The organism is Bacillus sp. EB01, assembly GCF_000613125.1.
In the GTDB taxonomy this organism is placed as follows: Bacteria; Bacillota; Bacilli; order Bacillales; family Cytobacillaceae; genus Bacillus_D.
The window spans coordinates 325,360-344,534 of record NZ_HG964497.1; the positions used below are offsets into that span (position 1 = coordinate 325,360).

Sequence of the window (19,175 nt, forward strand, 5' to 3'; positions counted from 1 at the left end):
AATGAGTACCAATAAGCCCCATTTCAAATCCGAAGATTTTTTGTGAGTATGAACTCTATGTCGATAAAGCTCCGATTTACTCTTTACCTGCTAAACTCCTACTTTCCTTTACGTACAAAACTTCACAATCCCTTTTAAACTTAATCCGCCAATACTCCCCATGCGTAAGGGTTTTTAAATTTTCTTGGTGTCTTGGGCCAGAATATTTAAAAGCGCGGCAAAAGAATACTCTTTTTGAGTTCTTAGTGCCCTTTCTGCCTGTTCAGCATTTCTTTGCCTTAGAGCATCAACAATTAACTGATGTTCCTTATTCGAATGATCTTTCCGGTCAGGAAGGTAAGAAAATACCGCTCGGGAAAATTGTGATTTTTCCATTAGTGAAAAAATCATTTCACAAAGAGTGGCATTTTTTGATAATTGATAAAGCTTTTGATGAAATTCAGTATTCAAACGGCTAATTTCTTTTATATTGCCCTTTGGGATGGTATTTTCGATTTCGTCGACTATTTTCTGAAGCTCATCTATACCTTCATCAGTCGCATTCTTGGCTGCCAGGCGTGTAGCAAATGATTCTAATTCCAGGCGTATGGTGAAGACCTCCTCAGCCGTTTGTATGTTTATTGTACTTACCCTAGAACCAACATGAGGAATGTTTTCAACTAAACCTTCTGATTCCAGTTTCTTTAATGCTTCCCTCACTGGAATGTCACTTACGCCAAACTGTTTAGCTATCTCTCTTGCAACAATTCGTTCGCCTTGCTCCAGGATACCGGTATTGATATCTTCTTTTAATCTTTGATAGACCATTTCTGTTTTTGTACTATAAATCTTAAAATTATTTATGAAAACTCAACTCCGATCTAGCTGTAAGATAAAGTCATATACTATATAATATAGATTCTTTCGGATTGTCAAAGAAATCTTTAACAAATAATGGTTACTTAGCCATTTTAATAATAACGTATAATATAAAAAAGTTCCAAGAGGAGTGAGTGTGAAAACTATCATAAAAAAACATAATTGGCTCATTTTTTAATCTAAAATGAGCCAATTGGTTTATATCGTATCAGGCCTCTGCCAAAAATGTAGTATTCTCTACAGTCATTTTTCTAATTTCCGAATTGGTGAAGCCATTTTCAGAAAGGTTTTTAACCGCTTCAATAAGTCCTTCATCCGGGTATGGATTATTCATCTGTCCCAAATCTGATGATAGGATGAACTTGTCAACTCCTATATAACGAATTTCTTCATAAATATCCTCCCACGTCGCACCATATGCAGGCGTGATACAGCCTACACATATCTCAAGGAATGCGCCTGAATCGGCTAATTCCTTCTGCTCCTCTTTAGAGAGGGCAATTGAAGAGAAGGTTGGATGAGTAATGACAACTTTTCTAATATCTTGACCTTTTGCAGCTGAAACTAAAGCGAAGATTTCTTTTTTGCTCAAGTGCCCTGTTGCAAGGATAAGGTCATTTTCTTTTACAATTTTAAGCACTTCATGAACTTCAGCTTTTAGTTTCCCGTCCTCTAGAACTGTAATCCCACTTTGGGTTTTCCCCTCTTTTCTACGGTCAAATTGTACTTGTGCCCAAGGTGGCAGTTCCTCATAACCCGTTTGGTTAAACATATATTGAATCTCATTTTCAGCATCAAATGTCGGCATCCAGACGAGCTTTGCACCATCTTTTGCTGCCATTTCCACGGCGGTAGGGTTTATTCCTCCAACTGAATTGTTTAAAGCAATAGCCCCCATTGGATTAAAATCGGGATGGATTTTTTTTACTAGCCTGGCTCTTTCTGCAGTATTAAAATAGTGGGATTTTATTACAAACCCTTTCATTCCGATCTTTTTTAACCGCTCTGTATAATCAAAATCATCTAATTTTCGCGCACTGATATCAGGACCAGTGTGAACATGCAAATCATAAGCGCCTTCAAGTAATTTTTCATACATAGAATTTTCCTCCTCAGATTAACTATTTTCCCTATCAGCTTTCGGCATTGGATATTCATCAGAGTTTAAAACCCAGCCCGGTTTTTCCGAAAAGTCAATCCGGGGCGGACAGAAAATATCAATTAACAGGTTTGAGCCCGAACCAGTAGATTGTGTAGTATGAATAACCCCTGGAGGAATGATTGCTACAGATGGACTTGCACAGTGTTCATGCTCATCCGGACGCCACTCTCCCATATCTGTCGTCCACGGCCAACGAAGATGGTGTGTAAATTCCCCCTGAATTGCAAGCGAACATTGCTCAAAATCATCATGTGTATGCGGAGACATTTTAGAAGGGTCACGAGGTCCCTCGAATGGTTCAAGGAAATTGACCATGAATGTTGTACATCTGAAAATACGGCCAAATCTTCCTGTCTCCTTAGCCACATCCAAGCTGTAAACCCTTACCTTGTAACCACCCTCCGGTTCTGGCCAGGGGTTGATTGGCGCAACATGCGGATTTGGGTTTCGGTAGGACTCTTTATTATATGGAAGATTTTCGAGGTCTTTATTTTCTGAGCTGAACAGCCGAATGACCTTTCCACCTTTGTTCACCTTTATCTCACTTTTACCGCCCGGAATGAAGGCAATGCTAAAACCATCTAGCTTTGTTGTGTGATTTCCCCATATAATCTCAGCCTCACTGTCCTTATCCGGAAGCAGCAATACATATTCGTCTACTTGGTCTTCTCGCTTGAAATTTGCACCCTCAGTTGCGTCAGAGTAGGCAAGAAAGAAATTCTGGCCCCGTATCCACCAAGTCTTTGTGAAAGCATCAGCCTCAATAGGCTCCTGTTCGTAGAACTTTCCGTAATCCGCAGGGGCAATTTGCCTAAGTTCTTTCTGACTCTCTTTTGCCTGACCTAAAGTTGAACGTGGATCAGTTTTGTCAAACATACCTACACCTCCAAGTATTATCCGTTCATTCTTACTATTTTTATAGTATACTAGTGCTGGAAAAGCCCTTAAGATAAGGCATATCTCAAGGACTTCCATACGCTATAAAATCCTAGATTCCTTGATGTATTTCTTATTTTGTACTACTATTACATTGGTGTTTTTTTATTTTTCCTAAGCAAACTTTAGTTCAATAGTTTTGCTTAGGTTTTTTTTATTCTAATTCTTTACCTTTTGTTTCTGGCAAAAGTGCTACTGCAAAAATGGCTATAATATATAAACCTACCGAGGAATACACGAGGGCTGTCCCAAGACCAGTTGTAATTGCAATAGCTCCCGCCCCAGTAATTGCAAATGCTGAGACCCCACGTCCAACATTATAGGCAAATCCTTGGCCTGATCCACGTAATCTGGTTGGAAACATTTCAGCTAGAACGGTACCAAACCCGCCATAATATCCACAATAAGCCGCACCCACTATGAACATGAGTAAGAAGAAAATGACCATATTGCTGGCACCTGTGAAAATAAATGTAGGAATGAAAATAGCTGCAACCGCAAAGAACAATGCAAAGCTCTTTTTTCTTCCTATCTTATCGCTAAGGAACCCGTACACGATGTATCCGCAAATACTTCCTAAATAGAAAGGGACCATAAATATCGATGCATTCACAACATTGAAACCGGCCCCGCCTTCAGACACAGGTGTTCCTAAGTAAGCAGGAAGCCAAGTGGCGATAGGATAACTGGCACCCAGACCTACAATACAAAATAGTGTTCCGATAATTGTCGGCTTTAGTAAGTTCCCACGGAAGAGGTCAAACCAGGATGTCTTTTCTTCTTTATCTTTTTTTACTTGAATTTCTTCTTTCACTTCGTTTTCTACCCAAATTTTCGGTTCCTCTACATTTTTGCGAATCCAAAAAACGAGAAGTGCTGGCAGGACTCCAATAAAAAATACTGCCCGCCAACCAAACGCATTAATTAGGGGCCCTGCAACCAGTGCAGCAGTTAAACCACCGACAGCGTATCCAGATTGCATGATGGACATAGCCTTCCCTCGGTGTTCTTTAGGCCATGTTTCGGAAATCAACGCTGCTCCAGCAGACCATTCGCCTCCCATTCCTAAACCGACAAAGATACGGAAAAACATTAGAAACCAGATATTTGGAGACAAACCACAAAGCATAGTGGCAACTGAATAAATAAGAACCGTCATTGACAGAGCCTTTGTTCGGCCAATTTTGTCAGCGACCCGGCCAAAAACAATTCCGCCGAGTGCCGAAGCAACCACCGTAACGGAAGCCACCAATCCTGTGCTAGCTGTCGTTAAGCCCCATTCTTTAATCAAAGTAACGATTACAAAGTTATATAGCAAAAAATCAAATGCATCAAGTGCCCATCCCAGAAAAGCACCAATAAGCGCTTTCCACTGTTGATTATTTATCTCCTTGTACCAGGGACCATTCGTTATAGGTTGTGCTTCAACTTCTACAGCCTGCATGTTGAACCTCCGTTCCATTTATCCGATTGAAGTATTTAAATCATCTAAAACAGCTTTCGCACCCCTAGCAAAAAACGCTACGTCGTTATCATATACAAGGTACCGTACTCCAGCACCAATCGCCCTTAAAGCTTGGTCATGATTGGAAACGAAAGTTCCTGCTACCTTTCCATTTTTCAAAGCTAATCTGGTAAGCTTTTTTAAAGCGTCCTGCACAAGAGGGTGATCGACTTGTCCCGGAATGCCGTATGAATTGCTTAAGTCACTGGGTCCCAAAAACAATACATCTATGCCCTTTAACTCAGCGATCTCTTCTAAATTTTCGACTGCTTCCTTGCTCTCTATTTGAACGACAACTAATTGCTTTTTCAAAGAATCGGACATATGTTGGTCTTTGTTCTTAAGAGTATATCCAGCAGCCCGAGTTGAGAATGAAAGGCCTCGTTTCCCTATTGGCCGATATCTTGATGCTTCCACAACTTTTTTTGCCATTTCGGCCGTGTCCACTCCAGGTGCTTGTACACCTTGAACACCTGAATCCAAAACCCGCAATAGTGGATTTTCTTCTATTCCGGGAACCCGGATAACAGTAGAGATTCCGGCTGCATCCCCAGCCCTTATTAAGTCTTCTGCCTGACTATAATCAAGAGCTGAATGCTCCATATCCAAAATAACAAAATCAAATCCAATATACCCGAGCATCTCGGTAGCTACTGGGCTTGAGAATTTACTAAATGTACCTATTACAATATTCTTTTCTTCTAGTTTTTCTTTCACTGTAATCATTTACTTACCTCCTTTGCTAACGAAACACTAACCAAATTTGGTTAAATGAAATCTAGCGGTCTCACATTTGTCAAATCTACTAAGTTCATTTTTTCTACCATCACCTCCTCTGTTCCCCCATCAAAGACTATAATTAGCTTTAAACACTAAAGGAAACGTTTACATTTTACTTTTCAGTAGGCGGCAGCTTTTTTATGCCATAGTGCGGTACTTTTTCTATGAAGTTAAGAGACTTTGTATTTAGCAATATATAGCCAAATAGGATTACTGCCCCCCTATGTAATATATAATATATTATATATAATATATTTGTAAACGGATTCATAAAAATATTCAGTAAAATTATTTAACTTCGCTTCTTTTCTTCCAAAAAAATCACCCCAATTATTAGAATAGCCCTAATAATTGGGGTGATTTTCAAAATAGAATAAACGATATTATTTATCCGAGTTACCGGCAGTAATTAGAACCCCTGTAGAAACACTAAAAGTTTCATCTGAAATCTTAATCTCCAGGTCCTCGCCCGACACAAGCTCAACTTCTGTACAGGCACCATTAACAGTTATGCGGAGCTTCCTCTCTCGATAGCGAAGCGGGAATGAATAACTTTTCCATTGTTCCGGAAGTACAGGGTTCAGGGAGAGTCCATCCTCCTTGATTCTTAACCCGGCAAAACCAAAAATGATTGCCATCCATGTTCCGCCCATATTGGCCATATGAAGGCCATCCTTTGTATTTCCGTGTGTGTTGTCCAAATCTAGCCGTGCCGTTTCTATAAAATAATCATACGCTTTTTCCTTGTACCCGTGCTTGGCGGCCATAATACTGAATACACAGGAAGAAAGAGAAGAGTCATGGGTAGTAATCGTTTCATAGTAATCATACGAATTTTTCATTGTTTCGCTGTCTTGTTCATCCTCGAGTAAGAAATGGGCCAAAACGGTATCAGCCTGCTTACATACTTGATACCGGTACAAGGTTAAAGGATGGTAATGGAGCAAGAGCGGAAATTTCTCTTCAGGTGTAGCCTCCAGGTCCCACTTCTTTTTATTCAAAAAAGCATCATCCTGCGGATTAATGTTCAGTTCCGAATCGTAGGGAAGATACATCTGATCCGCCGCCTTCTCCCAGGCTTTCACTTCTTCGTCCTCCAGCTGGAGATTCTTTTTCCATACGGTAACACCCCCTGGCTCGTTTAAGCTTAACAGGTTATACACCTTAGCTGCCCATCTTAGATTGTGCTTCGCCATGACGTTTGTGTAGTAGTTATTATTCACTATGCATGTATATTCATCTGGACCAGTAACGGCATCGATCCTGAATTGCCCATCTTTGAAATGGCCTGCTTCAATCCAAATTCTGGCTGTTTCAAATAAAACCTCTGCGCCATATTCTTTTAAAAATTCGATGTCGCCAGTGACCAAATAATATTGAATAAAGCTATAGGCTATATCCGCGCTAATATGGTACTGTGCCGAGCCTGAAGGAAAGTAGGACGAACATTCCGAGCCCGAGATGGTCCGCCATGGATATAGTGCCCCTTTTGAGTGGCCCATTATTTTAGCATGATTCCTGGCTCCATCCAGAATGGAATGGCGGTACAACAGCAGCTGTTTTGCAATTTCAGGATTAGACAGTAAAAAAACAGGAATCATATAAATCTCAGTATCCCAGAAATAGTGGCCCTCATAGCCTTCACCGGAAAGCCCTTTAGCTGCGATATTGGAAACCCGGTCCTGTCCAGCCGATTGCAGGAGGTGGAATAAATTGAAACGAATTCCTTCCTGAAGAGCAGCATCCCCTTCAATTTGAACATCCGTATCTGACCAAAACGCTTCTAGAAAAGCCTCCTGTTCAAATAATGCTTCATCGAAATCCAAATCCGAAATTTGCGACTGGACTTCTTCTGCCCGAGCCAATAAATCATCGCCATGGCGGAGAGTATCGACGTAGACACTCTTTTTCTCAAATACTAGCGGTTCAGTTAACAAACCATTAAATCTGATTTCTATTTTCCCGCCATTTACCTGAGCCTCGCTGGCTGTCTTTTGACTGGTAGAATAAACAGTGCCACAGGCTGCTTTCAGTTGGGACTCCAGTGCTTCTACTTCAACAAATGAAGTTTTATTTTCCTGGAAGGCCTGATTGAGTTTAAGGCGTTTTGCGTGGCCGGAAGAAACCCTTGGGTCATTTTTATCGACAAAATTGGAAACATCCCCATTAACCATTGAAACAATGGTGATTTCCCCAAAGTAATTCACAGGTTCAATGACAACTTTTTGCATGAAAAGTTCCTTATGCTTAAAGGATGCAAGCCGGAGGAACTTAATTTTTACTTCTTTTCCGTCCGGCGACTGCCAATGAACACTTCTTTCAGCATAGCCTTTATCAAGATGGAGGGTTCGCCTATATGAAACGACCTTTCCTTCAAACAAAGAGAATCGTTCAGCGCCAAATTCGATGATAATAGTCTGTACATCAATCACGTTTAGCAATTTTTGCTGTGTATCCGGGAATCCATAGAGCTTTTCTCCATACTCAACCGGTACAATATCGTGAAACGCATTGATATAGGCGCCGCGGATAGATGGGAATGAATCCGGAAATGCTTCCTCAAAATTCCCGCGTACTCCAAGGTATCCATTTCCCGTAAAAAACAGGCTTTCTTCATTTAAAAGCTGGTGTTCTTGCAGTGAATACGAGTTGATTTTCCAGGACATTTAAACACACCTCTATTCTTTCACTCCGCCACTTGTCAGTCCTGATACGATTTGCTTCTGGAAGAAAAGGACAATGATTAGCGTAGGAATCGTGACGATTACTGTTGCGGCAGATACCTCTCCCCAGAGGATTTCAAATTGCGTCCGGAGGAATGAAATGGCGACCGGAACCGTATGATATTTCTCTTCCCCATTTAATGCGATGGACAGCAAAAATTCATTCCAGGCAGCGATAAATGTTATAATGGCAACAGTAAATACACCTGGGGCAGCCAAAGGAAAAATAATTTTATAGAGCGTCTGGAAGGTAGTTGCGCCATCAATTTTTGCAGATTCCTCCAGGGCTAATGGAATCTGGTTAAAATGGGTCACCAAAATCCAGACAGCCATCGGAAGCGTAATTGTCGAGTAAGGAAGGACAATCGCAAACGAGTTAAGCAGGCCCAAGTCCAAAAACAGATTATAAATCGGTCCGGTCAAGATCATTTGTGGAAACATCGACACAGCAAGTATAAGTCCAAGCAGAATGTTTTTCCCTTTAAAATGGAAACGGGAGATCGCATAGGCTGAAAGCGTAGCGACAATAATTACGTAAAGAGTCGTTACCGTGGCAACGATAAAACTATTTTTTATTGAGTTTACTATTCCCTTTTCAAATAGGATTTGAACATAGTTTTTCAGAGTTGGATTTTCCGGGATGACATTAAAGGCACCGGTCCCAAAGATTTCCCCGGATGTTTTAAAGGAGGTAATGAATACCCAGAAAAACGGGAATACCATCGCAAATAAATAAAATGCGACGAACACTCCAATCGTGATCCACAATTTCCGTTTAGAAGTTTGCATTCTTTTCCCCCCCTTAATTTTTCTCCATGAGATTGGTACCGAGGAACCGTACAAACAGGATTGCGATAATGGCCACACAAACAAACATAAGCATGACAAGGATTGAGCCATACCCGAAATTGGTTTGGCCGAACATGACTTTATAGGCATAGATTGATAGTGTTTCCGTATCCCCGCCAGGGCCTCCTCCAGTAAGGACAAAAATCAAGTCAAAGACACGGAAGGCATCCAGCGTCCTGAAAAGCAAGGCAACCAGAATAGATGGTTTTAGCAGAGGCAAGGTAATTCGGAAAAACGATTGAATTTTCCCTGCGCCGTCAATTGCCCCGGCTTCATAGAGCGATTTGGGAATGTTCTGCAAGCCTGCCAGCAACAGCAGCGCCATATAAGGCGTCGTTTTCCAAACATCTGCAAAAATGCTTGAGGCCATTGCGCCAGGACCGCTCAGGAGCAAATCTTGGGATTGCTCGATAAGCCCGATATTTTCAAAAACATAGGCAACAATCCCGCTGCTGCCATTATATAAGTAACTCCACATCATGGCTGCAACTGCGGTCGGGATCGCCCATGGAATTAGTGAAGTGGTCCTGACCAGCCCCTGGCCCAACATTGCTTTATTTAAAATAAGCGCCAGCCCGATTCCAAGGACAAGCTCAATAAACACGGAAACTACCGTAAAGAGCGTCGTGTTCCAAAGCGCCTTTCCGACACGGTCATCGGTCAAGACCTTCGCATACCCCTTTAAGCCAATAAAGTTGGAAGGGATGATACTATTTTGGATATCGTCAACAAGGGCAGGGAGATCATCTTTATGAATGAGGGTATACTTCCCATTTAAGCTATCCACAAGTTCCTCTGCATCCTTATGGAGGGCAGAGACCTCATCGCGCTGATCCCCGCTAATCTTAATGACACCTTTATCAGTTTCAAACTGCTTGCCAGTTTCGGCAAGCCGCTCCTTTATCTCTTGAACCTTCTCTTGATCGCCGGAATCGGTAACATTAGGTAGATCCTCATCCAGAAACATCGAAACATACAGGGAGGTTTCCTTGTACAAGTCGACATTGAACCGTTCATTCAAGTAAAGCCCAGCCTTTTGCTGGTCATTCAGACGATAATCAAAAAACGTATAGGTTAGTGATTGGAACACCGGCCATAACGAGAAAATGCCGATTAAAATGAGCGTGGGTACAATAAACAGCCATTCCTTAAAACCCATTTTCCACAATAGAATCACCCTTTCATGGCTGTAAGAAAAGCGCAAGCGCCTTTGTGAGAGGCAAATGCCTGTGTTAGCAATTTTTTCTAAGAATCCTCTTATTGTTTAGTCTTAGTACAAGGGTTTGTAGAACTTGAAACCGACCTCATTCAGCTTATTGGCTACATTTTAACCTGCCTGGGAGCTCAGAACGGTCCCAATCTTGCCTATTGGCTACATTTTAACCTCCCGTAGAGTTCAAAACGGTTCCAATCGGGCTTATTGGCTACATTTTGACTTTTCTGGGAGCTCAAAACGGTTCCAATCAGGCTCGATTGGAAATTGGAAAATTATTATTCTTATAGAAAAAGGCTCTAATAGGAATTAGAGCCTCCTCCTGTTATTCTCTACTCTGCTTTGCCGGCTGCTTCGATTGCTGCCGCGGCCTCGTCAAGCCCTGATCCAGAACTCAAGTATTTATGTGCTTGAACCTGAATGGTATCCGATACTTTGGAGTACTCAGGAGAAACAGGGCGTGCAATTGTTGTTGTCAATGCTTTTTGGAAACCAGGATAGGAAAGCATAACGTTCTTTGCTTTTACATCCGCATTTTCAAGCAGAGCGTTAAATCCAGGCAGGTACCCGCCTTCTGTGCTCATGATTTTTTGGCCTTCTTCTCCAGCTGCAAACTTAACAAATTCCCATGCGCCATCAAGGTTCTTGGAGTTTTTGTTCAAGCTCAGCAGCCATCCGCCGACGGATCCTCCATTTGGCAGTGGAGCGATGCCTACCTGGTCAACCTTGATTTTTACTCCATCTTCCTGGCCATTGATACGTCCAAAAGCATATGGCCAGTTACGGGAGAATACAGCATTTCCTTGCTCAAAGTTTGTATGGGTTTCGCCTTCCATGAAATTCAGGATATCCTTTGGTGAGAAAGGCGCTTTTGTGAATTTGTACATCGCTTCAAGTCCGCCTTTTACATCGGTGTAGGACTTGGAAAACTCGGTAACGTTAACCGTCAGGCCTTCGTACTGCTTGGACTGGTAGACAAATCCAAACTTAGTGCCTTTTTGGCCGGAATATTTCTCGGACATAGCATAAAGGTCATCAAACGTATAGCTGCCGCCTTCAAGTTTAGCAGCATCTTCAGCGCTTACGATATCTTTGCGGAAGTAAAGGAGTCCTAGGTCAGGGAAGAAAGGAAGTGTGTATTGCTTCCCTTTGTAATTTCCAGAAGCCATCGACCCGGCATTAAAATTATCCTTTGAGTACCCAGCTTCATTCATTTTCACATCGATTGGTTCAAGATATCCAGCACCGGCAAATTCACCTGCCCAGACTACATCGAGGGACAATACATCGTATTCACTCGATCCGCTAGATAACGAGTTTAGGAGCTGGTCGTGCATTTGTGCAGAATCGTTTGTCATTTGGGTCCATTCTACCTTGTACTTTTCCTGGCTGGAGTTAAAAGCATCTAACAGTTTTTGTGTGGCTGGTGTATTATCATTTTGTGCAGCAAATTTTAGAACAACTGGCTCATTCTTTGCATCTCCACCTGCCGGTTTTGAAGGTTTCTTGCCAGTATCATCACTGCTACAGCCTGCTAAGGCAATGCTGGCCGCGAAAGAAAGCGCTAACATTTTTGAGAAAAAACTTTTCTTCATTTAACACAGACCCCCTTATGGTTTATACTTAAATTGTATATACAAGAAAATGACAGTTATATTAAAATTTTAAAGTTTTTATTAAATTTTTAGGGTGAAAACATGCCATGATTAGTAATCAATCTATGAAATCTGCTATCATTCAGCAATATTTTGAAACCCGTCTTAAAAACAAACAAAATTATTTTGTCCATCCATCCTATGGACTTGAACAACAGCTCATGGATTGTATAGGAAGAGGTGCCGAGGAGGATGCAAAAGCCGTTCTCGACCTAATTAATTCCTCTGAACGCGCAAAGCTGGCGGACGACCCGATCCGGTCATTAAAGAATTCCCTTATTTGTTCCTGCACCCTTTTTACCCGGTCGATTATTAAAGCTGGAGTCCTGCCGGAGGATGCCTTTGATTTAAGCGACGTGTATATTCGTCAAATTGAAAGATTAAGCTCTCCCGCCGAAATCAAGGCGCTCGAATATGAAATGATTTCTTCTTTCATCGACACATTAAAATCGGCGAATCGCCCGATTTACAACAATGTAATTAACAAGGCAATCAACTATATTAACCAGGGGATTTTTCATGATTTATCTCTGGAAATTATTGCGGACCATGTCGGAGTGACTCCAAGTTATCTTTCCAAAGTATTTAAAGAATCCGTAGGGGTGACGATTTCTGAATTCATTAATCGCAGGAGGGTAGAGGAATCAAAATACTTTTTACTGCATTCCAAACTATCCTTAAGTGATATTGCCCACCTATTCCAGTACTGCAACCAGAGCTACTACACCCTTCTTTTTAAAAAATACATAGGGGTTACTCCGAAACACTTTCGAAACATACAAACACCAGATGTAATGATTAATTACTCCGCAAAATAAAAGTCCTTTTAAGGGTGACCTTAAAGGACTTTTTAATATTCGTGTTAGAGCATTAGAAGTTATTCAGATGGCCATTGCCTTAACTATCGCTGTTCTTCTATAAAAGGTATAACCTTAATCCCTAAAAACTTCTATTTATCTACACAAATATGAGAAAAACTACAAAATTTTCAAAAAAACGATTGTCATCCTTTTGTTCTATCACTTAATATAAAAGTATATTTCATTTTAATCATTTTTTACCAAATACAATTAGGTGGTAGTTTTATTGGTATATGACGGAATTATTATTTCCCTTATTGTCGGCTTGCTTCGAAAGGGCAACTTAACAGGCCTGGCTGATTTAAAGCTAAAGTATGGATGGATTTTTCCACTCTTATTATTGGTACAAATCATCGTATTTGTTTTTCAAAATAAGATTCCTTTTCTTGGGCAGGCAAGTTCCTACATTTATATGCTTGTATACGTACTGGGATTGCTGTTTTTGTTCCTGAATCGCCATCATACAGGCTTTATCGCTATTTTGATCGGGGTATTCCTGAACTTCCTTGTAATGGCTGTAAATGGAGGAAGAATGCCTGTTTCAATGGAAGCTACAGCTGCTGTCCTCGATCCAGCATTTGTTGATGTTATGAAAAACAGCCTATACGCAAAGCATATGATATTAGATGAATCTACAAGATTGGCATTTCTGGGTGATATTATACCGTTGACAAATCCCTATCCACGCGATCAGGTAATTAGTATCGGTGATGTGATTATGAATGTGGGCATTTTCCTTTTCATTCAGCACCTTATGGTGAATAATCCCAGAGGTAAAGAGGTTATAGATAACTCCTTTTCTATAAAAGGAGGTGAAACTAAATGAACAAGGCAAGATTAAAGAATCTTTTGTTTAACGCAATCATTGTTGGTTCTGTTATCGTTGCTCTAACTTCCGGCTATAAGCTAGGAGGATGAGTGAGATTCAAGAAGGAGGAGTTATTTATCAATAACTTCTCCTTTATTCTATAAATGAGAGTGATCTATAATGGAATTCTTTAAAACACGCGCCAATGTATACCTTCTTATAGTTTCGATAACCGGCATCGCAGTCTTTGCTTTATCGAGTAACTTTGAGCACTTTTCCACTTCTGAATGGCCGATGATTTTTACACTAGCTGGATCAATACTCTTGCTTAACCATATTGTATTTGAATTACCCCCAGAGGGTAATAGACTCTCCATGGATTCCTCCATATTTTTGGCAAGTCTTTTTTTGTATGGCCTTGAATCGACTCTAGTTGTATTGGTGATCTTCTCAATAGTTTATATGTTCTCTTATCGAAAAATGGAATGGTGGAAGCATGTTTTTAATTTTGCCATTTATGCTTTTATGATTTCGAGTGCCGATTATATATTTAGTCTTACTGGCGGAATACCTAGCAGCACAGAATTTGCAAATTTACTTCCTTACATCAGTGCGTTAAGTGTCTATTTTGTAATGAATGTGGGGCTTATCGCAATCTATTTCGCTTTAGGAGGTTTCGACAGCATAAGTAAAGTATTAAGAGGAATGTTTAAAGGAACATTCGCCACATATATAACCACCTTATTGCTTTCCTTCGTATTGGTCATTTTAATTGAGTCACAAAAAATATTTGGACTTTTTCTTTTTGTCAGTATAACAGTGATGTTATCTGTAGCTTTTAAACAGCATATTGAATTATATAAAGTGATGTCGGATAAAGCTAATAAAGATCATTTAACCGGGTTAAACAACCATGGCTATTTCAAGGAACTGCTTGAGAAACACGTTTTTACGGCAAAGGAGACAGAGCGGCCTTTAAGCATTGCACTTCTTGACCTTGATGATTTCAAAAAATACAACGATTTATATGGCCATATTCAAGGAGATCATTTACTTAAAGATTTTGGTACATTGCTAGAATTTGAATCGAAAACAAACGACTTTATCGTTGCCCGCTATGGCGGCGAAGAGTTTTCAATTATAATGCCCGATACACCCAGAGATAGAGCATACGCTTTTATGAACGAGTTGAGAAAAAAGACGAATGACACCTTTTTCAAAGGGGTTGAAGCATTGCCTTATGGCTGTTTATCCTTTTCCGCGGGGATAGCGGAATGGGAAAATCAGACATACAGTGTCTCAGAGTTTTTAAATAACGCCGATCAAGCAATGTATGCCGCTAAGGATCAGGGCAAAAATCTGGTTCAAGTTTTTAAAGAGCATTCGGACTACTCTGTCCAGCGGTCTTTAAATCTTGAAAAAGATCTTGAGGAAGCTGAGCAGCAGTTAAAAATATTCCTTTCAAAGGATGTCTACACGTATCGCCATAGCAAGCGGGTCTATCAATATGCAGTAGATTTTTCAAAAAAGCTGAATTTAAGCGATTACGACAGGAAAACCCTCATCCTCGGTGCCATCATCCATGACATCGGAAAACTTGAAATTCCGAGAGATATTTTAAATAAAAAAGGAAAACTGGAGCCTCATGAATGGGAAATGATGAAAAAACATGTAACTTGGGGCAAAGAAATTATTTCAACAAACAAAAAGTTGGAGGACCTTATCCCTTTGGTCGAACTTCATCACGAGAGATATGATGGCAATGGATATCCGTACGGGCTTAAAGGGAAAACGATTCCAAAGCTTGCCCGGATTCTCTGCATCATTGACTCGTTTGATGCGATGACAACAGAACGGCCATACCAGAAGACAAAAACCTTTGAGGAAGCTATTGTAGAGCTAAGAACGTGTGCCGGGAAGCAATTCGACCCCCAATACGTGGAACCTTTTATTGAGATGATAAAACAAGAAGCAGGATTGGATAGAGAAAAAGTTGTTTAATTGCAGTTAAAACATATGATGACTCCCGTTAAAACCTGGCCGTACTTGGCGATTAAAACAAAAAGGTTAGTAATCCCACTGAGGGTTACTAACCTTTTTTATAAATAAACGTTTACCAAAAGGATACCGACGGCAACCAATATGCATACTGCAGCTCCGAATATACCGAAACCAAGCCTATCCGCTCTTTTCTGCAGCCTCACATACTCATCATACGTTATGTCCCCTCTGGTATACCGAATCCCAGGAATGCCAGGCTTTATTAAATGGGAGGCTCCTGCCTTATCTACAAGGAGCACGCCTGATATCATATCGCTTGGTTTTATTAGAGCGGTTGACGAATTTTCAACTAGTTTACCATTGATTTCAAACCCTGTGATTTTGTAGGCAGTCTCTCGAATCATTTGATCCACGATGGACTGGGATCCTTGTTCAAAACTGTCATTGGCCACACACATTGTAGCTATCACCTCACAGCATTATATGAACATACAAGATTTAGTTGCCCTGCCCTCATATTCTTAACAAAATATCTAAATCTACATAAGTTGGAAAAAGTTATAATAGTAGGTATAAGGCAGCCAAATGGGGTGATTCACACTTGAAAAAAGTCGTTTTGATCGATGACGAAGAAAGGATGCTTGATTTAATTTCCTTGTATTTAATGCCGAAGGGCTACAGGTGTATTAAGTTTACTTCCCCCTTAGCCGCATTGGACTACTTGGAAACGGAAGGAGCTGAATTGGTCCTTCTTGATGTCATGATGCCTGAGATGGATGGATGGGAAACGTGCCAGGAAATAAGGCGTCATTGGGACATTCCAATCATTATGTTGACAGCAAGAACCGAGAAAACGGATATTGTTAGAGGCCTTAAGCTTGGAGCTGACGACTATGTCCAGAAGCCGTTCGATGCAGAGGAACTTATTGCACGGCTGGAAGCTGTATTAAGAAGGAAAGGCCCTTCAAACATTACTTTGTCATTCAAGGGATTGGTGCTAAACCAGGATTCTTTTGAACTATCTTTTGAAGGCAGGCCAGTCTCTTTAACCCCGAAAGAATTCGCCATGCTGAGTTTATTTATGCAGAATAAAAACAAAGTGTTCTCGCGGGAACACCTGTTAACGACAATTTGGGGCCATTCAGTTGTCACGGAAGATAGGACAATCGATTCCCACGTGAGAAACCTGCGGGACAAGTTGAGAAAAGCAGGATTTCCCGTTGACGATTATTTGTCAACCGTGTGGGGTGTCGGATACAAATGGTCTAAATAATAAAGGACTCGCCGCTATTGGCGAGTCCTTTATATTGTGAAAAGTTTCTTAAAATGCCACCAGAAATAATTGATTTTCACACCGCTTTATCTTCCCATTTTTTCTCGTCATGGACGAAAAGGATGCCAAGCTCGTGATGGTCTCCTTCGTAAAGGGCGCGCTGCACGAATCGAATTTGGTTGTTGGTGTCAAACACTTCAAGCCGGCACTGGGCACGGTTATGCTGGAGAGCTTCATAGAATTCCTGTTCATCATGGACCGGTGCCCCGTTCACCTTACTGATCAGTTCACCGACCTTAAGGCCCATTTTTTCAGCTGGAGAGTCGGGAATGATACCGAGGATCATCAAGCCATTATTTTTCCGGGAAAAATAAAAAGGCATTCCGTCTTCCTTCAGCTTTTGCAGAAGAGCAAGCGCTTCGCGTCCGAGGATGGCAAGGGCTGTGGCTCCGACTGCAGCAATAGGATACCAATACCCCGCAGCAGCTATAATCAGAACAATAATCCCTAGTTTAATAACCTTTTTCCCCTGGGATACGATTGCATCTATAGGGTGCATTCCAAATACTTGCTGGTGCATGCCAATCGCAAATGGCACTAAAAATAACGAGTATGTTTCCCCGCCAAGCGTGAACACTGGCCACCATTCGAAAGGCAGGCTCAGTGTGCTTCCCGGGATTAAAAGGAATACAGGCAGCAGCCAGAGCCTTCTTGCCTCATGAACACCGACTATCTGGCCGCGTTTGCTTGTTCGTAGCTTTGGCGATGTTGCATGGCTTCCTCTTTTTAAAATCAAAAACCCTTCAACAATCACTAGCATGGAAAGCAGGATGGCTACGGAAGGATAAATTTTATCACCCGCTGCCTCAAATGCTCCCTGGATAAACGGGAAGTTGACGCTGACCCCGCCAAGAATGGCAAGCGCAAAGAATGCCGCCCCAATTGTATATGCAGGCCCAACTAGCCTCATATTACCTGTCAGGCTGAACAGCAGTGTGAATGCCGCAATCAGGATAAGCGATGCAACTGGAACTGTAAGACCCATCCCAATTGCCGCAACTGAAAGCACCAGTCCTGCGGCAAGGCCGGCAGGGACCAGTTGGCGCAGCTCGAAGTAAGCATCCTTGGCGCGGATGTGGAAGTTCTTCCGCTCGCGTTTCACTCGGCTTACTCCGAGAACGGCAGCCAAGAAAAACACATAGTAGAAGACAGGATGCAGAAACATCCTTCCTATCCCTTTTAGCACCTCAATACCCCATTGCTCAATCATTTTTCTGCACCGCCCTGTATGTAAGTTCATTTTCGTTCGTATTCAGCTTATTCCTATTCTATCAAAAAGCACCGCTAAAACATATTGCTAGATTCTTGAAGCTGGGAAATGTTTTAGGAATAGTCCCCCAAAATTTCAACATGTTCGTTCGTTTAAAAAAGTGGTGGTAACTAGTATTTATTCACTAGCTAACAAAAAACGTTAAAATCCAACTTGCTCATTACCTAGTTAATTGTCATTTTATAAAGATAAGTTTACTAGTGAAACTGTAGAAAACACTAGTTACATATATGTTTGACATCTTTCGAATCACTAGCAATAACTTACTATCCCTCTGATTACTGCTGTGCATAGACTAGTGAGTAACAGGCAGTAACCAGATTGATTTTTTCAGCAGTTAGTGAAAAACAACTATAAAAAGCAAAATCATTTGGTCAATAATCACTAGTAAACTCAATATATAATCAGCGGAAATAAACATTCAGAGCCCCTTTAATACAAAAACCGCCCAATGGACGGTAATTTTTATAAAAACTATTTACTCCGCCTTGCAAAGTCAACAAACCGGAATTTATCCAGGCGATGCCTAGATTCGGTATACTCTATCAGGATGGCATTATCAAGGAAAACATGATTGCGGACTACGACCACATGATCGGTGCCGTTCAGATCAAGATACTTCCGGTCCTCATCCGTGCATTCCTCGACTGTGATTTCCTTCCTGGCAAACGAAATCTTCAGGTTCAAGACATTTTCAATATATTCATAAATGCTGTTCTCACAGATTTCCTTTGTCAGGCCAGGGACGTGCTTTTTTATAAAAAAATCCTTATCAAGGATGATTCGCTCCCCGCCGGTCTCCCGGGTCCTTATGACCTTCCAGACTTCTTCCCGGGAAGGGATTTTAAGTTCATTTTGCAAAAACTGATCGGGTTTCATTATATAAAGTTCATGTACCTCTGTCGAAAATGGCTGCCCAACCTTTTCGGCCACTTCCTTAAAACTTGTTAGCCCGGAAACAGGGAAATCAAACCGGCCAATATCGAGGACAATTGAACCCTTTGCCTTAATTTTCTGGATGTAGCCGTGCTGGGAAAGAAGATTGAGTGCCTTGCGAATGGTTTCCCGGCTTGTCCCATATTGTTCTGCCAATACATTTTCAGATGGAAGCTTCGTGTTCTTTTTAAGCTTCCCAGACTCGATCTGATCGGCAAGTTCCTGGTAAATATTTTCATACTTGTTATGGACCATGTCCCTCACCCGGTTCATGTAATAATGTAGGA

At 41.2% G+C, this 19,175-nt stretch carries 16 protein-coding genes; 4 read left to right on the top strand and 12 right to left on the bottom strand.

Going from position 1 to position 19,175, the window contains the following annotated elements:
- Positions 1-174: 174 nt before the first annotated feature.
- From TY16_RS01460 to TY16_RS01500, 9 genes are all read right to left on the bottom strand, one after another.
- A complete protein-coding gene (locus TY16_RS01460; protein ID WP_043929905.1) occupies positions 175-807 on the bottom strand; it encodes a GntR family transcriptional regulator in 633 nt (210 codons plus the stop codon).
- A gap of 259 nt (positions 808-1,066) precedes the next feature.
- The gene (locus TY16_RS01465; RefSeq protein ID WP_043929907.1) at positions 1,067-1,957 is read right to left on the bottom strand and encodes a DUF6282 family protein; all 891 of its coding nucleotides are present in this window, start codon (positions 1,955-1,957) and stop codon (positions 1,067-1,069) included.
- A gap of 18 nt (positions 1,958-1,975) precedes the next feature.
- Positions 1,976-2,896 (bottom strand): hypothetical protein, encoded by a 921-nt coding sequence (locus tag TY16_RS01470; RefSeq protein ID WP_043929908.1) that lies wholly within the window; start codon positions 2,894-2,896, stop codon positions 1,976-1,978.
- Positions 2,897-3,110: 214 nt separating this feature from the next.
- Positions 3,111-4,400: an MFS transporter gene (locus tag TY16_RS01475; RefSeq protein ID WP_043929909.1), complete on the bottom strand. Its 1,290-nt coding sequence runs from the start codon at positions 4,398-4,400 to the stop codon at positions 3,111-3,113.
- A gap of 18 nt (positions 4,401-4,418) precedes the next feature.
- Positions 4,419-5,186 carry an HpcH/HpaI aldolase family protein gene (locus TY16_RS01480; RefSeq protein ID WP_043929911.1) on the bottom strand — a complete coding sequence of 256 codons (768 nt, stop codon included), beginning with the start codon at positions 5,184-5,186 and terminating at the stop codon, positions 4,419-4,421.
- A gap of 437 nt (positions 5,187-5,623) precedes the next feature.
- Positions 5,624-7,906, bottom strand: a complete 2,283-nt coding sequence (locus TY16_RS01485; RefSeq protein ID WP_043929912.1) for a glycoside hydrolase family 65 protein — start codon at positions 7,904-7,906, stop codon at positions 5,624-5,626.
- A 12-nt stretch (positions 7,907-7,918) separates the two neighbouring features.
- Complete coding sequence (locus TY16_RS01490) at positions 7,919-8,752, bottom strand: carbohydrate ABC transporter permease (protein ID WP_043929913.1); 834 nt, start codon at positions 8,750-8,752, stop codon at positions 7,919-7,921.
- 13 nt (positions 8,753-8,765) lie between these two features.
- Positions 8,766-9,980, bottom strand: a complete 1,215-nt coding sequence (locus TY16_RS01495) for a carbohydrate ABC transporter permease (RefSeq protein WP_043929914.1) — start codon at positions 9,978-9,980, stop codon at positions 8,766-8,768.
- 377 nt (positions 9,981-10,357) lie between these two features.
- Positions 10,358-11,620 carry an extracellular solute-binding protein gene (locus TY16_RS01500; RefSeq protein ID WP_043929916.1) on the bottom strand — a complete coding sequence of 421 codons (1,263 nt, stop codon included), beginning with the start codon at positions 11,618-11,620 and terminating at the stop codon, positions 10,358-10,360.
- Between the two features lie 107 nt (positions 11,621-11,727).
- Between TY16_RS01500 and TY16_RS01505 the strand changes: the two genes are divergently transcribed.
- The 3 genes from TY16_RS01505 to TY16_RS01515 all read left to right on the top strand — a co-directional run bounded on the left by TY16_RS01505 (position 11,728) and on the right by TY16_RS01515 (position 15,349).
- Entirely contained in the window at positions 11,728-12,498 is a 771-nt protein-coding gene (locus tag TY16_RS01505) for an AraC family transcriptional regulator (protein WP_043929918.1), read from the top strand.
- A 268-nt stretch (positions 12,499-12,766) separates the two neighbouring features.
- Positions 12,767-13,366, top strand: a complete 600-nt coding sequence (locus tag TY16_RS01510; RefSeq protein ID WP_043929920.1) for a DUF5317 domain-containing protein — start codon at positions 12,767-12,769, stop codon at positions 13,364-13,366.
- Positions 13,367-13,528: 162 nt separating this feature from the next.
- Positions 13,529-15,349 (top strand): bifunctional diguanylate cyclase/phosphohydrolase, encoded by a 1,821-nt coding sequence (locus tag TY16_RS01515; RefSeq protein ID WP_043929921.1) that lies wholly within the window; start codon positions 13,529-13,531, stop codon positions 15,347-15,349.
- A gap of 98 nt (positions 15,350-15,447) precedes the next feature.
- Here TY16_RS01515 and TY16_RS01520 read toward each other — a convergent pair whose 3' ends face one another.
- A complete protein-coding gene (locus tag TY16_RS01520; RefSeq protein ID WP_043929923.1) occupies positions 15,448-15,807 on the bottom strand; it encodes a hypothetical protein in 360 nt (119 codons plus the stop codon).
- A gap of 143 nt (positions 15,808-15,950) precedes the next feature.
- Between TY16_RS01520 and TY16_RS01525 the strand changes: the two genes are divergently transcribed.
- A complete protein-coding gene (locus TY16_RS01525) occupies positions 15,951-16,622 on the top strand; it encodes a response regulator transcription factor (RefSeq protein ID WP_043929925.1) in 672 nt (223 codons plus the stop codon).
- A gap of 76 nt (positions 16,623-16,698) precedes the next feature.
- Here the strand turns inward: TY16_RS01525 and TY16_RS01530 are convergent, their stop codons facing one another.
- Positions 16,699-17,892 carry a PDZ domain-containing protein gene (locus TY16_RS01530; RefSeq protein ID WP_043929926.1) on the bottom strand — a complete coding sequence of 398 codons (1,194 nt, stop codon included), beginning with the start codon at positions 17,890-17,892 and terminating at the stop codon, positions 16,699-16,701.
- 534 nt (positions 17,893-18,426) lie between these two features.
- Entirely contained in the window at positions 18,427-19,143 is a 717-nt protein-coding gene (gene treR, locus TY16_RS01535) for a trehalose operon repressor (protein WP_043934426.1), read from the bottom strand.
- Positions 19,144-19,175 lie beyond the last annotated feature (32 nt).

Coding starts and splice junctions, on each gene's coding strand:
- TY16_RS01460 (WP_043929905.1), bottom strand. CDS start 807: ATGGTCTATCAAAGATTAAAAGAAGATATCAATACCGGTATCCTGGAG.
- TY16_RS01465 (WP_043929907.1), bottom strand. CDS start 1,957: ATGTATGAAAAATTACTTGAAGGCGCTTATGATTTGCATGTTCACACT.
- TY16_RS01470 (WP_043929908.1), bottom strand. CDS start 2,896: ATGTTTGACAAAACTGATCCACGTTCAACTTTAGGTCAGGCAAAAGAG.
- TY16_RS01475 (WP_043929909.1), bottom strand. CDS start 4,400: ATGCAGGCTGTAGAAGTTGAAGCACAACCTATAACGAATGGTCCCTGG.
- TY16_RS01480 (WP_043929911.1), bottom strand. CDS start 5,186: ATGATTACAGTGAAAGAAAAACTAGAAGAAAAGAATATTGTAATAGGT.
- TY16_RS01485 (WP_043929912.1), bottom strand. CDS start 7,906: ATGTCCTGGAAAATCAACTCGTATTCACTGCAAGAACACCAGCTTTTA.
- TY16_RS01490 (WP_043929913.1), bottom strand. CDS start 8,752: ATGCAAACTTCTAAACGGAAATTGTGGATCACGATTGGAGTGTTCGTC.
- TY16_RS01500 (WP_043929916.1), bottom strand. CDS start 11,620: ATGAAGAAAAGTTTTTTCTCAAAAATGTTAGCGCTTTCTTTCGCGGCC.
- TY16_RS01505 (WP_043929918.1), top strand. CDS start 11,728: ATGATTAGTAATCAATCTATGAAATCTGCTATCATTCAGCAATATTTT.
- TY16_RS01515 (WP_043929921.1), top strand. CDS start 13,529: ATGGAATTCTTTAAAACACGCGCCAATGTATACCTTCTTATAGTTTCG.
- TY16_RS01520 (WP_043929923.1), bottom strand. CDS start 15,807: ATGTGTGTGGCCAATGACAGTTTTGAACAAGGATCCCAGTCCATCGTG.
- TY16_RS01530 (WP_043929926.1), bottom strand. CDS start 17,892: ATGATTGAGCAATGGGGTATTGAGGTGCTAAAAGGGATAGGAAGGATG.
- treR (WP_043934426.1), bottom strand. CDS start 19,143: ATGGTCCATAACAAGTATGAAAATATTTACCAGGAACTTGCCGATCAG.